The sequence below is a fragment of the Maribacter arenosus genome (assembly GCF_014610845.1).
Taxonomy (GTDB): domain Bacteria; phylum Bacteroidota; class Bacteroidia; order Flavobacteriales; family Flavobacteriaceae; genus Maribacter_A; species Maribacter_A arenosus.
Window position 1 is genome coordinate 132,636 of sequence record NZ_JABTCG010000002.1, and the last position, 14,290, is coordinate 146,925.

The 14,290-nt window shown below is 38.7% G+C and carries 20 protein-coding genes; 14 read left to right on the forward strand and 6 right to left on the reverse strand.

Going from position 1 to position 14,290, the window contains the following annotated elements; genetic code table 11:
- Nucleotides 1–20: 20 nt before the first annotated feature.
- From HPE63_RS05615 to HPE63_RS05680, 14 genes are all read left to right on the forward strand, one after another.
- On the forward strand, nucleotides 21–791 hold the full coding sequence (locus tag HPE63_RS05615) for an LOG family protein (protein ID WP_188313282.1): 771 nt from the start codon (nucleotides 21–23) through the stop codon (nucleotides 789–791).
- Complete coding sequence (locus tag HPE63_RS05620) at nucleotides 788–1,258, forward strand: DUF2141 domain-containing protein (protein WP_223198065.1); 471 nt, start codon at nucleotides 788–790, stop codon at nucleotides 1,256–1,258. The genes HPE63_RS05615 and HPE63_RS05620 overlap by 4 nt, the downstream gene beginning before the upstream one ends.
- Nucleotides 1,255–2,154, forward strand: a complete 900-nt coding sequence (locus tag HPE63_RS05625) for a hypothetical protein (RefSeq protein ID WP_188313283.1) — start codon at nucleotides 1,255–1,257, stop codon at nucleotides 2,152–2,154. Before HPE63_RS05620 ends, HPE63_RS05625 begins: the two co-directional genes overlap by 4 nt.
- A 17-nt stretch (nucleotides 2,155–2,171) precedes the next feature.
- A complete protein-coding gene (locus tag HPE63_RS05630; protein ID WP_188313284.1) occupies nucleotides 2,172–2,564 on the forward strand; it encodes a group III truncated hemoglobin in 393 nt (130 codons plus the stop codon).
- 135 nt (nucleotides 2,565–2,699) lie between these two features.
- Nucleotides 2,700–3,134, forward strand: coding sequence for an RrF2 family transcriptional regulator (locus HPE63_RS05635; RefSeq protein ID WP_188313285.1), 435 nt, complete (start codon nucleotides 2,700–2,702; stop codon nucleotides 3,132–3,134).
- A 74-nt stretch (nucleotides 3,135–3,208) separates the two neighbouring features.
- The gene (ric, locus tag HPE63_RS05640; protein ID WP_188313286.1) at nucleotides 3,209–3,940 is read left to right on the forward strand and encodes an iron-sulfur cluster repair di-iron protein; all 732 of its coding nucleotides are present in this window, start codon (nucleotides 3,209–3,211) and stop codon (nucleotides 3,938–3,940) included.
- A 12-nt stretch (nucleotides 3,941–3,952) separates the two neighbouring features.
- Nucleotides 3,953–4,414: a hemerythrin domain-containing protein gene (locus tag HPE63_RS05645; RefSeq protein WP_188313287.1), complete on the forward strand. Its 462-nt coding sequence runs from the start codon at nucleotides 3,953–3,955 to the stop codon at nucleotides 4,412–4,414.
- A 36-nt stretch (nucleotides 4,415–4,450) separates the two neighbouring features.
- The gene (locus tag HPE63_RS05650) at nucleotides 4,451–4,735 is read left to right on the forward strand and encodes a hypothetical protein (protein ID WP_188313288.1); all 285 of its coding nucleotides are present in this window, start codon (nucleotides 4,451–4,453) and stop codon (nucleotides 4,733–4,735) included.
- A 40-nt stretch (nucleotides 4,736–4,775) separates the two neighbouring features.
- Nucleotides 4,776–5,093, forward strand: a complete 318-nt coding sequence (locus HPE63_RS05655; protein WP_188313289.1) for a 2Fe-2S iron-sulfur cluster-binding protein — start codon at nucleotides 4,776–4,778, stop codon at nucleotides 5,091–5,093.
- A 181-nt stretch (nucleotides 5,094–5,274) separates the two neighbouring features.
- A complete protein-coding gene (locus HPE63_RS05660; RefSeq protein ID WP_188313290.1) occupies nucleotides 5,275–6,732 on the forward strand; it encodes a hypothetical protein in 1,458 nt (485 codons plus the stop codon).
- A gap of 181 nt (nucleotides 6,733–6,913) precedes the next feature.
- Nucleotides 6,914–7,147 carry a thioredoxin family protein gene (locus HPE63_RS05665; RefSeq protein ID WP_188313291.1) on the forward strand — a complete coding sequence of 78 codons (234 nt, stop codon included), beginning with the start codon at nucleotides 6,914–6,916 and terminating at the stop codon, nucleotides 7,145–7,147.
- 3 nt (nucleotides 7,148–7,150) lie between these two features.
- A complete protein-coding gene (locus tag HPE63_RS05670) occupies nucleotides 7,151–7,414 on the forward strand; it encodes a DUF2024 family protein (protein ID WP_188313292.1) in 264 nt (87 codons plus the stop codon).
- A 53-nt stretch (nucleotides 7,415–7,467) separates the two neighbouring features.
- On the forward strand, nucleotides 7,468–8,088 hold the full coding sequence (locus tag HPE63_RS05675) for a MarR family transcriptional regulator (RefSeq protein ID WP_188313293.1): 621 nt from the start codon (nucleotides 7,468–7,470) through the stop codon (nucleotides 8,086–8,088).
- Nucleotides 8,089–8,160: 72 nt separating this feature from the next.
- Nucleotides 8,161–8,907: a type ISP restriction/modification enzyme gene (locus HPE63_RS05680; protein WP_188313294.1), complete on the forward strand. Its 747-nt coding sequence runs from the start codon at nucleotides 8,161–8,163 to the stop codon at nucleotides 8,905–8,907.
- Nucleotides 8,908–8,972: 65 nt separating this feature from the next.
- Here HPE63_RS05680 and HPE63_RS05685 read toward each other — a convergent pair whose 3' ends face one another.
- From HPE63_RS05685 to HPE63_RS05710, 6 genes are all read right to left on the reverse strand, one after another.
- Nucleotides 8,973–10,160 carry a hypothetical protein gene (locus tag HPE63_RS05685; RefSeq protein ID WP_188313295.1) on the reverse strand — a complete coding sequence of 396 codons (1,188 nt, stop codon included), beginning with the start codon at nucleotides 10,158–10,160 and terminating at the stop codon, nucleotides 8,973–8,975.
- A 35-nt stretch (nucleotides 10,161–10,195) separates the two neighbouring features.
- Nucleotides 10,196–10,978: an ABC transporter permease gene (locus tag HPE63_RS05690; protein WP_188313296.1), complete on the reverse strand. Its 783-nt coding sequence runs from the start codon at nucleotides 10,976–10,978 to the stop codon at nucleotides 10,196–10,198.
- Nucleotides 10,971–11,681 carry an ABC transporter ATP-binding protein gene (locus HPE63_RS05695; protein WP_188313297.1) on the reverse strand — a complete coding sequence of 237 codons (711 nt, stop codon included), beginning with the start codon at nucleotides 11,679–11,681 and terminating at the stop codon, nucleotides 10,971–10,973. The genes HPE63_RS05690 and HPE63_RS05695 overlap by 8 nt, the downstream gene beginning before the upstream one ends.
- Nucleotides 11,678–12,913: a nitrous oxide reductase family maturation protein NosD gene (locus tag HPE63_RS05700; RefSeq protein ID WP_188313298.1), complete on the reverse strand. Its 1,236-nt coding sequence runs from the start codon at nucleotides 12,911–12,913 to the stop codon at nucleotides 11,678–11,680. The genes HPE63_RS05695 and HPE63_RS05700 overlap by 4 nt, the downstream gene beginning before the upstream one ends.
- A gap of 200 nt (nucleotides 12,914–13,113) precedes the next feature.
- Nucleotides 13,114–13,551 carry a nitrous oxide reductase accessory protein NosL gene (locus HPE63_RS05705; RefSeq protein ID WP_188313299.1) on the reverse strand — a complete coding sequence of 146 codons (438 nt, stop codon included), beginning with the start codon at nucleotides 13,549–13,551 and terminating at the stop codon, nucleotides 13,114–13,116.
- 5 nt (nucleotides 13,552–13,556) lie between these two features.
- Nucleotides 13,557–14,171 carry a hypothetical protein gene (locus tag HPE63_RS05710; RefSeq protein WP_188313744.1) on the reverse strand — a complete coding sequence of 205 codons (615 nt, stop codon included), beginning with the start codon at nucleotides 14,169–14,171 and terminating at the stop codon, nucleotides 13,557–13,559.
- Between the last annotated feature and the right edge of the window lie 119 nt (nucleotides 14,172–14,290).

A 14,290-nucleotide genomic window follows, 5' to 3' on the forward strand; every position in this document is an offset into this window, starting at 1 on the left:
CCTAACACTCGAAATTTGATATGAAAAACAATACTAACAACAGGTTGCAGACCGAAGAATCCATATTTCTTAAAGGGCCACTTTCCAGGTTCAAGGAACTGTTCTTCACGTTCAGGGTAATGTTCAGTTTTATCAAGGGTTTCCGAAAAATGCACTTTATTGGGCCCTGCGTCACCGTATTCGGGTCGGCACGGTTTGAAACTGACAATCTGTTTTATCAACAGGCGGAAAAAGTGGGGGCTGCTTTAGCAGATCTCGGCTTTACGGTCATGACCGGTGGTGGCCCGGGAATTATGGAAGCAGCCAACAAAGGGGCTTACGAGTCAGGTGGCTATTCGGTAGGCTGTAACATTATCCTACCTTTTGAACAGAAACCTAATCCGTATTTGCATACATGGATCGATATCCGCTACTTTTTTGTTCGGAAGTTCCTTTTGATGAAATATTCCTACGCTTTTGTGGTCATGCCTGGCGGAATGGGCACGCTCGATGAACTCTTCGAATCGATTACGCTCATACAGACCAAAATGATCCAGAATTTCCCCGTCGTCATTTTCGGTTCGGAATATCATAAAGAACTCTGTCATCATATAGAAATAATGGCAAAAAACGAAAGTATAAGTCCTGAGGATATGGAACTCCTTTTTGTGACCGATTCCGTGGAAGAAATGGCAGAACATATCAAGACCCATGCCATCAAAAAATTCAAATTGGTCAAAAAGGAACAAAAGCCGAAGTGGTGGTTCGGGGAAAGTAGCCAAAAAGTATCCGTAATACATAGAACGAGATGAAAAAGGACAAAATTTTGGGATTCATTACCCAATTTATCTTAACGACATTGGTAATAGCGATGTTTACAGCATTCGACTCTCCTGCTCAAAATGAGCGATATACTTTAATCGTGAAGGTGGAAGAACTTCGTAATTCAAAAGGGGTAGTGCAGTTTGCGTTGTACAATACTGAAGGTTCCATACCCGATACCAAATTCAAGGCTTTTTACAAAATGGAAAAAGCCGAAATAACCAACGGGTCATCCACTATATCGTTTTCCGGTTTAACCAAGGGAAGATATGCCATCAACGTGCTGCACGATGAAAACGAAAACGGCAAAATAGACAAAGGACTAGTTTTGCCAACAGAGGGTATCGGATTTTCCAACTATACCAACATCGGGTTGTCGAACCGACCCAATTTTTCAAAGGCGAGTTTCGCGCTTGACGCCGATACCACAGTATCGGTAAAAATAATCTACAAATGAAAAGGCAAGATTACCTACCGTTCATCATCCTTTTTTTGTTACAAACCGCCCATGCGCAACAACCGAACGATAGTCTACCCAATCTTGACCTTGCAAAAATAGCACAGGTCAACCAAACTGACAGTTATATCACGTTTCCTACAGATATCGGCAATCTGGAACCCTTGATGTTCGAGGCCAACGTTAACCCCAGTTTTATAATTCGAGAGCGGAAAGAATCGAATTTGATGGCGGTACTTGCGTCCCAGGTCACAATCAGAATGTATAATGAAGATTCGTATCCGGTAAAAACACCCAGCTATATACCCCAGATAACATTTTACTATTTGACAGGAGACAGGAATCCCGTGGGCCATTATACATTTTTCGGCAAATTCGCACACCATTCCAACGGGCAGGACGGTAATTTTTATAATACCGATGGCAACATCAATTTACAGAACGGTAACTTCGCTACCAACTACTTTGAACTGGGTCTGATTAAAACATCGTTCAGCAAAACGTTGAACGCCTCCAAGTTTTTCAAAAGTTCCGTTGAAGTGCATCCCCGAAGTTGGATGCTGGACGAAATGCATGGCAAGTATAGTGGCTTTCGTTGGCATAATGCCTTTTTCGCTTACAAACTCCCTGTTAAAATGGGGCATCGGGGATCGGTAAAAGCCGATTTCTCATTAAAGGCCGAAACCACCTGGATGATCGACAATATAAATGATTGGGACACCTTTAATTTTAAAAGGTTCAATATAGGATTGACGTTTTACTACCATCCCAAATTTTTGGAGGATATCGGCTTTTTCGTGCAATTGTACCACGGAATGGATTATTATAATATCTATTTTCAACATCGGTTGGATGTCATTCGGTTTGGAATAATGACCGAATTGTTGCGATTTTAATCTTAAATTGTCACGATATGCAAACAAAAGCAGACATAAAAAATCGGGAAGATGTTTCCTTACTGATAAACACCTTCTATAAAAAAATAAGAAAGGATGATGCACTCGGACCCATTTTCAATGGTATCATCGATGATTGGGATGCCCATTTGGTTTTGTTGACCGATTTCTGGGAAACCCAATTGTTCCTTAAACGAAAATATTACGGTAATCCGGTAACGGCCCACCAAGAGGTAGATGAAAAAATGAACTATACGATTACCACAGAACACTTCGGGCTTTGGTTAAACCTATGGTTTGAAACCTTGGATGAACTTTTTGAAGGGGAAACCACATGGATTGCAAAAAATAGGGCACAGAAGATGAGTACCATGTTATTCATGCACATGTACCAACATCGACCCAAGTGAGCCAATTTCAGGAGTTAAAAAAAGATTGTCCATAACAATTATCACCTATAATTTTCCATATCAAAATTTAACTCGGATATTTTTGTCCGATTTAAAAATACGTTTATCTTTGTATTAAAATAATACAGAACCTGAATGTTTTCAAAAGCATGTGAATATGGGATTAGGGCCACCACGTATATCGCCTTACAATCTCTTGAGGGCAAAAGGGCCAGCCTAAAGGATATTGCCAGGGAAACAAATTCCCCTGAAGCATTCACCGCGAAGATTCTGCAGCAATTATCCAAGAACAACATTATTGATTCGGTTCAAGGAGCTACAGGAGGGTTCCAGATCGTAAGAAGTAAAATCGATCAACTAAAATTGAGCGAAATAGTTTATGCCATTGATGGTGACAATGTTTACACGGGATGCGGCCTCGGATTAGAAAAATGCAACGCCAACAAACCTTGCCCGGTCCACGATAAATTTGTGGCCATACGTAACGATCTTAGAAATATGTTGGAAAGCACTACCCTATTTGAAATGGCTTCAGGATTGGAAGTAGGCCTAACCTATTTAAAACGCTAAAAAAATTTGATTCAAAACAGGACATTTTTGTCCTATTTAATTTAATAACATACAAGAACTTAATTTAATTGAACATGGAAAATACACTTAAAAAAAACATTGGTGAAATAGTGGCCGAGGACTACCGAACCGCGCAAATATTCAAAAATCATAAAATTGATTTTTGCTGTAAAGGCAATAGAAGTATTCAAGAAGTGGCAGACAAAAATAATTTGGACGCAGACCTTCTTTTAAAGGAAATTGAAGGTGTGCAGCTCCAAGGTGACGGCGGCAATACAGATTTTAAATCTTGGCCATTGGACCTGCTTGCCGATTATATCGAGAAAAAACATCATCGTTATGTAGCTGAGCGAATTCCAGTTTTACAACAATACCTGAACAAGCTCTGCCAGGTTCATGGGGAGCGCCATCCTGAACTGTTTGAGATTACTGAGCATTTCAACGCCTCGGCAGGTGAACTGGCCATGCACATGAAAAAAGAGGAATTGATAGTTTTTCCTGCTGTTCGTAAAATGGTTCAGGCAAATCAGACAGGAACCCAAATGCAACCCCTTCATTTTGGAACCATACAAAACCCAATTCAAGTTATGATGCAAGAACATGACAACGAAGGGGAACGGTTCAGGCACATCGAGGCGCTAAGCAATGGTTACACTCCCCCAGCAGACGGTTGCACAACTTATAACGTAACCTATTCGTTGCTCAAAGAGTTCGAAGACGACTTACATAACCATATTCATTTGGAAAATAACATCCTTTTTCCCAAAGCGGAAATATTGGAAAAACAGTTGGCAGATCCCAGTTAAAAAGAAAAAAAAATGAAAACCCCGCCCATAAAAAGGAGTAAAGCATTGATACAGGTAAGTCGTGACCATCATCACGGCTTACTTCTGTGTTGGAAAATACGCACCGGATTTTCCAAGGGTATAGCAGTTGAACGAATAAAGCGATACACAGATTGGTTTTTTGAAACACATTTGGTTCCCCATTTTAATATGGAGGAAAAATACATCTTTCCGATTCTAGGCAATAAAAATGATATGGTACAAAAAGCCCTCTCGGAACATGACCAGTTGATTCGGCTTTTTACCGATGCCCAAGAAATCGAAAACTCACTGAATACTATCGAGGTCGCATTGGAACACCACATACGTTTCGAAGAGCGGGTACTCTTTAAGGAAATACAAAAAGTAGCTACCGAAAAACAACTAAAGACAATTTCAGAACTACATAATAATGTGAAGTTTCATGATAATATAGATGATGAATTCTGGAAATGAGACAATTTAAAGGAAACCGACATTAATACAAATGACATGAAACTTTATAACACTCTACTGGAGGAGTTCACTAAGGGACAAATGGGTTATTCGGCCATTGCTATCATCGGGCAAAGTTGTATCGTTTCTGCGGCTGCGATGATGATTTTAATGAGCGATTTATCCAAAATTCCATTATTGGTACTTCTTTTTTTTGTGACTATTCTTTGCATGGCTTTTAATGCAGCCATTTTAGCCCAATTGAAACCAAAGCGCACTTTTAACCTGCTTATCATAAGTGTTTTGTTTAGTAGCCTAGTGATCACCATGTTTTTGATTTGACTTAATTCCTTTACATCTTTATACTACAGTGCCAACCCATATGAATTACAGCTTTACCTATTTCAATGAATTTGGCGATTTATGTAAAGCTGATTTTAAAGTCAATGAATATCATAGCCTTATGGAACTCCTTTTTGACAAGTATGTCGAAGAATGGGGTGATTGTAAAGGTAGGGCATGGTGCGGGACTTGCCACATAGAGATCCTGGAAGGCCACCTAACACAAACTATCGACAAAGATGAAAGGCAAACCCTTTTGGTAATCGATGGCACCTCGTCTAAAAGTCGATTAGCCTGTCAGATTCCGGTCAATGAAAAATTGAACAATATGGTTTTCAAGATAAAACCCAGATCTTAGTTGCTACTTTTGCGTAACTTTCATTAATCAAAGCCTTAAACTTCTGTTCTTATACGCATCCCATAAGGGTGTTGACAAACCACCCATTAGTGCCACCTTAACAGAAGCATTCGATTATGGGAATACCCGTGTCAAAACCCAAATATCGGAACGGGAGGAAAGATACTATAAAAGGAATATTTTGATTAAAAGCAAAATAGAAATACACGATAAATTTTCGGTCATCATAGATGTAACCTATGATACGATTTCCAAAAGGAAGAAATCAAGATATACCACACTTACCTATCTGTTTCTTCCCGATAGTCTGAACGTTAATGGGAAAACATACCCCGCTACAAAGTTTTATAACGATGTAAGGCTTTTTTTAAAGTATGATACGCCAAATTATACGTTAAGTGAATTAAGTCATGGGGAGGGTAATTTGCTTACTAACCTAACTAAGAATGCCAAAATAGTTCTTAAAACTAAATCTGATCAAAACCTTTCCCGTTTTAAGAACCAGGTTAAAATGTTTGCAGCTACGTTTAGTAGTTTGCTTCGGGAGGAAACTGATTCCTTGATTAAAAGAAAAGAAATTTCCAATAATGATGTCATAGATTTTTTAGGAAAAATAAAACTGATTTTGTCTGAATTCAGAGCCATTGCTTCGGTAATTAAAGAATCATCCTTTAAAGACATTCATAAGAATGTCGTGTTTTATGCAGATGAGCATATGAGCAATGTAATCGAGTTAGAACTCATGCAACTGTTCAATAGTTTTAAAAATAGGAAAATCGGGGCAAATTCCCTCGAATTGATCGTTGCCCTTATTGAATCTGAGCAAAAATATAAAAAGCAGAAAAATTACGTTTCCCCCAAAGATAAAAATGTAAATCCTGAGGACTTGCTCTATAAAAGAAACAGGTTAAAAAAATATATTGAAAGCGTTTTCTTTTTGTACCAGGACATACGTAAAGATGGGGCTGCTTTCGAACAAACGGTTTTGGCATTGGCCGCGGGATTGGCCATGGTATTCTCAACCGCCGTTGCGTTCTATTATCAACAGGTTTATGGTAATTTTACCATGCCTTTCTTTATTGCTTTGGTGGTTGGCTATATGCTTAAAGATCGTATAAAAGGATCAGTAAGTCAACTATTCGTGAGTAAATCAAATAGCTTTTTTTACGATTACAAAATAAAGGTCACTAATGCGTTAAATAATAAGATTGGGGTGATAAAAGAGAAGTTTTCATTTGTATCCTTAAAAAATCTAGGCCCAAAAGTTAAGAAGCACCGACAAAAAGATATGGTCATAGGAATTTCCGAAAGATCTTTGAATGAGCAAATAATAGAATATAAAAAGAAAGTCACCATCTACCCTAAAAAATTCGGTAATGACCTTTCCGATGAAAATATTTTGGGCCTAACCGATATTACCCGCCTTAATTTCCACCGATTCATTCAATATATGGACGACCCAAAAAAAGACTACATTTTAGTGAAAAAGGGTGAGGTTTATATGAAGGCAGCCAATAAGGTCTATAATATTAACATTATTCAAAAATACTATACCGAAGAAGGGATTGAGTTCAGCCGTTACCGTGTTATTATGAATAGGAACGGGATTAAAAGAATTGAGAAGGTGGTGCTGGATTAAGAAATCCATTTATCTATCCACAAAATATACCGTGTTATCCAAAAGTCAAGCCGCATTAATATAGTTGAGCCCTTTGCAACTACTATGGCCTTATGCAAAATAATTATGTTAATTAATTTGTATTGTTAGGATTCCTTACTATATTTATATCGCACTATTGCAAAACTTAAAAACAAGGCAAATGAAAAAATCTATCTTTTATCACGCAGGGTGTCCAGTATGCGTAAGCGCAGAGCACGATATCGTTAATTTGGTCGGTTCTAAAAATGTGGAAGTGGTTAATATCGGAGAAAACAGATCAAGAATCCCCGAAGCGGAAAAGGCAGGGGTAAAATCGGTTCCCGCCTTAGTGACCCCGAACGGCAATACCCTTCATATTAATTTCGGTGCCTCTATGGTCGACGTAAAAGGGTAATTAATGAAAGTTTCGTTTTGGGATACTTATGTACAAAGAAAAGATGGGCGCAGAATGCATTTCGATATTCTCGTGCCGATCAATTTGAAAGAACCGAAGATCGTGTTCGGTTTCGGCAATGAATATTTGAAAAACAAATCCATTGAAAATCATGCGTTGACTACGAAAGAATGTCGCTTTTGCCATATTGAGGATACTTCCGAAGAACTTACGGAAGCAATTGACAAAAAAGGCTACGCTATTATCGAGATGGAAAACTGTGACTAAATTAATAAGGATGACTAACTTTACCTGTCGGACAAATACCGGCAGGTTTTTTTATGACGAAAAAAAGTATATTCAATCCAGAACAACAAGAACGGGATATTTCCTCTAAAATCGTTGCAGGTTTAGAACGGATTTCGGAAGTATTCAAAACGTTACTTTGGGATAAAGCAAAGGTGGTAGGGTTAAGCCCTATTCAGATCCAACTACTGATTTTTATTGCTTTTCACAAGCAAGAGTTGTGCAATGTAAGCCATCTGGCCAAAGAATTCAACGTCACAAAACCAACTGTAAGCGATGCCGTCAAGGTTTTAGACAAGAAGGGAATGATTGTAAAAGACTTCTCCTCTTCCGACAGTCGGAGTTACTCCATTGGATTGTCCCCTCTGGGTCATAAAATGATATCAGAAACCGACGACTTTGCCGATCCCTTAAAAAATCACCTAGACAGTTTTGGGACCACCGACCTGGAAAGTGTATTCAAAACCTTGAGCGAATTGATCTATAAACTGAACCGAAACGGTATACTGACAGTACAACGTAACTGCTATGGATGTAAGTTTCATGAAAAAACCGCCACCGCGGATTACTGTAACCTACTGGAAAAGGAATTATTGAATCGGGATATCCGATTGGATTGTCCGGAATTTATAGAAAAAAGCAATAATCAACCTTAACATCCGGGAGGCAAAAAATGAATAGCCATAACTTAGAAGAGTCTTTCCATAGGAACTTATAAGCTTTTACATATGATATTGGCAAAACATTTGGAAGAATTAAATAAATGGTACAATAATATACCTATCGATCACGAGAGTGAGCCTTTACAAATCCTTAAAAGAATTCAAGACTTAGGTTTGACCTTTATGCGCGATAATGATTATAAAGGCAATGTATGCATGGTCAACAGTCCTGAAGTTCGAGATGACTATAAAGTAAGCTTCATACCGTTAGACTTGCTCGACTACATCTATGCAACCTTACATTCGCCATGCCACACAGAAACATATAAGGAGTTTCCGAGCTTTGATTTTTCCAAAGTCCCCTACCCCAAAAACCCAAATCATTTTTGGAACCATGTAGGGCTTGGTAGCGAACTACGACAATTGCACCTTTTGGAATCGCCAAAAGTGAAGGAATATAACACCAACTACCCCATTGAAGGGGATAATAGGATTATCCGAAAGCTGACCAAGACCAGTCCTGGTTTTGAACCCAATGTCGGGTCGAGCCTTTCGTCAGCGCTCAAGACAAGCTCCGTCGAGACCTCAATTCTTGGCAAAGTCTGGATCAACAAGACCCAGTATTTCGACAATGTACCCCAAACGGCTTGGGAATTCTATATGGGGGGCTGCCAACCTGCACAAAAATGGCTAAAGGACCGTAAGGGCAGAACCTTAGATAATGACGACATACCTTACTATCAAAAAATCATTATGGCCCTGACCGAAACCCATCGTCTGATGCAAGAAATCGATACCCAGAAGATTAATTAGCGAAAAATAAAGGATACGTTTTATCCAGAATTTCGAATTTTACATTGGTGCTGCGGTTGATGCCCCTATCCCGATTTCGGTTTAAACATGGAGACCAAACTTACCAAAATCAGTAAACTACCAAGCGCCAAGCCTTCGAAATAACCCTCAAAAATACCGAAATGCCACCAAGCCGCCAGACCCCTATAAAAAATCATGGCCTCAGTAAAAACAAAACCTATGAGGTAAAGGATAAACGATGTTTTAGATATTTTAAGTAATTCAAAATAATCGAGAAACAAGAACAGGCCCAAGGTGACCACACCTAAAAAGGTCAAGTGCAAATACCCTATGGTAAAATCTAAAATTGTCGAGGCTAACTTCGCAAAATAGGGCAAACTGGTCAATAATTGCAATCCCATTTTAACGAACAGTAACAAGGTAACTATTTTAAGTATTTGGAGTTGGAATCCAGAAAACCCAGAATCATTTATGTGGCGTTTAACGAATTTCATAAGAACAATCAAAGCAAATAGTTGTAGCAGTGCCCCAACACCTCCTAAAAAGTTAAGAAACAATGAAGGTCGTATCCATAAGGTAGACAGAAAAAAAGTCATTATAATGCCCCCATTAATACTCAAGAAGAAAAGCTTAAAAATCCTTTTTGGTATGTTGATATGATGTTTTTCAAGTACATATAAAAATAGCCCCAGTAGCGCCATAATCATCCAGCCATTATATTGAAAATGCAGGTAGAAATAAATAGCCAATCTATACCAGATCGATTCCGGACCGAGCATTTTCATTATTGCCCCCAAAACCCAAGGGCCCAGACTTGAAATTACCATATACCACAATGCAGCATTGATGCATTTGTAGGCATAACTTTTCATGACCCCTGGTTTCGTATATTTTTTGAAAAACCAAAAAAACCAATAGGAGGCAAAAAGGAACAGTGTAGAAAAAATAATAGAAAACAAGGCATACCCTTGAAAAGGAAATGTCACTAACATGCCTACCAATGATACTTGGGTGAACCAGAATATGCGACGATATTTTAATTCGAGATCCTCTTTCGCTAAAAACAACTTGTACAATAAAGTGGTCAATCCCATATAGACCCAACCCAATAAGGCTATATGGGAATGCCCATGCACGATGAATTTGTAGTTAATGGGGATTTCAAGGGAATGGAAAGACCGCAATAGCACTCCAAGAAATGCGGCCACCACAAAGTAACCTAGTGCTATATTTATATGGGTTTTCAGATTCATTTAGCGCAATAGCTTCCCATTGAAGCGAATTTATTCTAAAAATCCTTTCTTTTAGACATATAGGCCAATCGCCATATTGGGAGTATTGTCCATAGCAGCAGCATTCCAATCGAGATGAACAATCCCATTCTTGTCCCAAAATAGGATTTAAACACAGCACCTGTATATCCCAATAACGCCGATATATCCAATTTTAGTAAAATCAATGTACGCGATAGATCAATAGGATTCAAGGTGATAGCCACTAATGAATAGTTATCCAAGGGATACTCTTCAAATAATATTAATGACAATAAAAACAATCCATCATAAATGACCGCCAGAAACAACCACAATAAAACGGCATAGCCAAAACCTTTGATTCTATTTTCATTGGCTAAGGCAATGATAAAAGCCAATACCGTGAAAATCAAGGTTAAAAATGCCCCCGTAATCAGTAGTAATGAAAAATCCCAAATGGCCTCGCTGCGAAAAAGTCCGTAAAGGACAAAGGGAATCCCTAAGCCCAAGATCAAACTGAGGGTCAAAGAACTTGCCACACCAAAATATTGTCCCAAGAATATTGATGTACGTTTTAAAGGCTGTGCCAAAAGCAATTCAGTAAATTCTCTGGAATTGTAAAAATACATGACTCCGAAAATCGTGCTAATCAAGGGTACCAACACAATAATAACATTCATCAGCGTAATTACCGCTTTTGAAAGGTCGTTGTTCAAGAAGAGGAGCACAAAACCCAATGCCAGGTAAAACAGGAAGTACACGTAACTCCAGCGACTTCGCATTAAATCATAAAAACTGTATTTTAGTATCTTAAGCATCCGTCGTATAGGTAGATATCGCCGCAATGGCGTGTTCAAAATCGTTTTGTTCGGTCTTGGCCATTAATTCTTTTATCGTGCCTTTAAAATATATTTTTCCTTCTAAAAGGTATACGATCCCATCCGCCATTTCTTCAACAAACTGCATAATATGGGTTGTAATCAATATCGTTTTACCGTTGTTCTTTTCTTTTAAAAGCAACTCCTTTAGTTTAATCAAGGATGCAGGATCCAATCCGGTTGTAGGTTCGTCGAGAATGATCAAGGGGCTATCGAACATAAATGTCAAAACGATATTGACCTTCTGTTTGGTGCCTCCTGAAAGTGTTCCAAGTTTTTTGTCCAAAAATGGTTCAAGCATAAAAAGTCTGATCAATTCATGCTCGTTACTAGCCTTTTGGCGAAGGTCTTTAATCATACGTATTAATTCCTTCACTTTTAGATTGCCCGGAAAGTTCGCAATTTGGGGTAAATAATCGATTTCCTGACGGTATTTCCAATTGTTCCTTATCGATTTTCCAAGGACCGAAATACTCCCCTTATTGGGCACGACCATTCCCAAAATACTTTTGATCAGTGTTGTTTTTCCCGAACCATTGGGGCCCAGCACGGCAAAAATACCCCCAGCTTCGATACGAAGATCGAGTTGGGACAGCACTTGGTTCTTGCCAAATTTCTTATGTAGGTTATCTACTTCTATCATCTTGTTCTTTTCATTAAGGGCATATCATCCAACAGGTCGTCCGGAGTGAAAACCGGGGAAACCTTCTCGGAAAAATCAATGATATCCATAAATAGACTTCTCAATAAAACAATGGTCTCAGGGGTTCGGTTCACTATGTACGAAAACAATTTAACCGGTCGGTAGGGCACATCCCCTATTCCATCCTTATCCAAATCATATCCTGTATAATTGCTCCAATAATTCTTTTCGAATTTGTTGTCGTTCAACTTACTATTATATGAAATGTCGAAGGAGTTATAAAGAAAATTATTATTGATAAAAGAATTGGTATAACAAGCCCCTAAAACTTTTACCGCCCATCCATTGTTCACAAAATTATTGTTTTTATATACAATACGGTTAGATCCTTCGATATTGATCCCAATGGTGTTTTCCTCAAAGGTATTTCCCACAATCTCGGCATCGTTAATTTCTTTTAGCAACATCCCAAAGGCGGCCGTTCCCCAATTCTGCCTAAAGGTATTGCCCACCATTTTAATACGCTTTGAAAACATGACTGCAACTCCTGCACCATTGCGTTCGAAGGTATTATTAGTGTATACATCATCGTTTGAAAACATAAAATGCAGGCCATATCTCAGATTATTCGTACTCTCATTATTATTGATGGTAATATGGTCTGAAAACTCCAAATAAATACCATCGCGTACGCCCTGTACTATATTATGGTCTACTTCAATATTATGGGAATACCATAATTGGATTCCGTTGCCCGAATTGTATTCGTCCACGGCATCGCCGATAATCTTGTTGTGATACACTTTACCATGATTCGATTTTTCTAGATAAATACCGAAAAACAACTTTTCCAAAACCACATTCTGAATGAGGAAATTTTTGCTTCTAACCACCCGAATGGCTGCATAATCCGAGGTATAACTGGTGCCAACATTGATTATAAAAAGTCCGTCTAACGTAACGTTGTCGGAAACAATACGTATGATCTCGCCTTGTTCTTCCCCATCGATTATGGGATAATTTTCGCCCAATAAGGTCAAGGGTTTATCAATAAGAATATTGAATTCCTTGTAGGTTCCTTTTTTAATGAGCAAGGTATCGTAGTCCGCGGCAAGGACTACGCCCTTGGTTATGGACTTTACCTCGCACGAAGCGCAAACCTCAATGGTTTTGCCCCAAAGTGAGGTACCCACGAATAACAGTAAAACCCACAATAGCTGAAATCTACCCATTAGCGTATGATCCAAAATATTAAATTTTCATTCTCAAAGATAAAGTGCTCCTGCGCTTTCGGAAAACTGAAATTCCGATCTGTAATCTGATTGTTTATCCGACACATTTCCATACTATGGCTTTAATCAATAAAAAATGGTTAACAGAATTACGGGGGCATTGAAAGGCCCTATACTATTAACCATTAAAACGATTCCAATTATTGCACTTTGAATCTTGTGAGCAACTCGTCCCAAGAATACAATTCCCCTTTATTTTCAGCTTCAATCTGCTCCGCCACATCCCTTGAACGAAAAGCCGATAGGTATTCACCCATAGGACTAGGGATTGCCTTGCTAATTAAGAAGGTTGATTCTTTGGCATCGATCAATTCACCCGGTGTTAAATAATCATTGACCAAAAAAAGTCCGACGGTGTTAATATCGATATCCTTTAGGTGATTCATCATACATTCTACCGCATCAAATTTATAGGCCTTGCCTTTTTTTGTTACTATTTCCGCTGCATGCTGCCGATCAACAATGGTCATGGAGCAAAAATGACAGCCATCAGAGCCATAATCAATCGGTTTTGGACTAACCTCACAGGAAACCAACAGCAAAATAGCTAAGGTCACAAAAATGAATCTATTTATCATTTGACTTAATTTATAGCTTGCGAAGCTTTTTTGCCCACAAAAAACGCAACGACCGTCAACATCATACCTACGAACATCAAGTAACCACCAGTGTGCGGAAGGGATGTGACATCAAAATTAAGCATTTTCGCATGACCAAAAAGCGGAGGCTTATAGGACATGGGTGATCCATCCGGATTGGTGAGTTTCATTATGGCATTTGGATCTAGGTTGGTACCATAATCTACCATCCATGCATTAAAATCGTACATACCCAAGACGCCCAAAACACTCATGAGAACAAACCATCCCAAAAACCATTTGTAACTGACTTTTCCAAAAAATCCCAAAAGACCGATCAATACGCCCAAGGCTACCATTCCACCTATGACCAACGGAAAGGTGCTAAACTCCCACATATCCTCCGGTTTTGGTAAATGGCGCATCCCGATATAGTGGTTAAGCCCATCGATATTCTGTATATCGAACTCACTGACTCCCTGGATACCATCGATATGGATATTCATACCCAGTGGTTCTGGATATTGAGGTGCACCTAACATGATATTCCATAAAGGGAACATATACAATCCTAACAGGAATAATGGGCCAATAATCATTAAAATACTTGCTTTTTTCATCATTTATACTTTTTGATGGTTTACAAATCGTGTTTGGCTGTTGAAAGGTTGCTGGGATTTTTGAAAAAAGCGGGCCGGTCAAAGACTCAGCCCGCTATAATGTGAATTGAAATAAAATA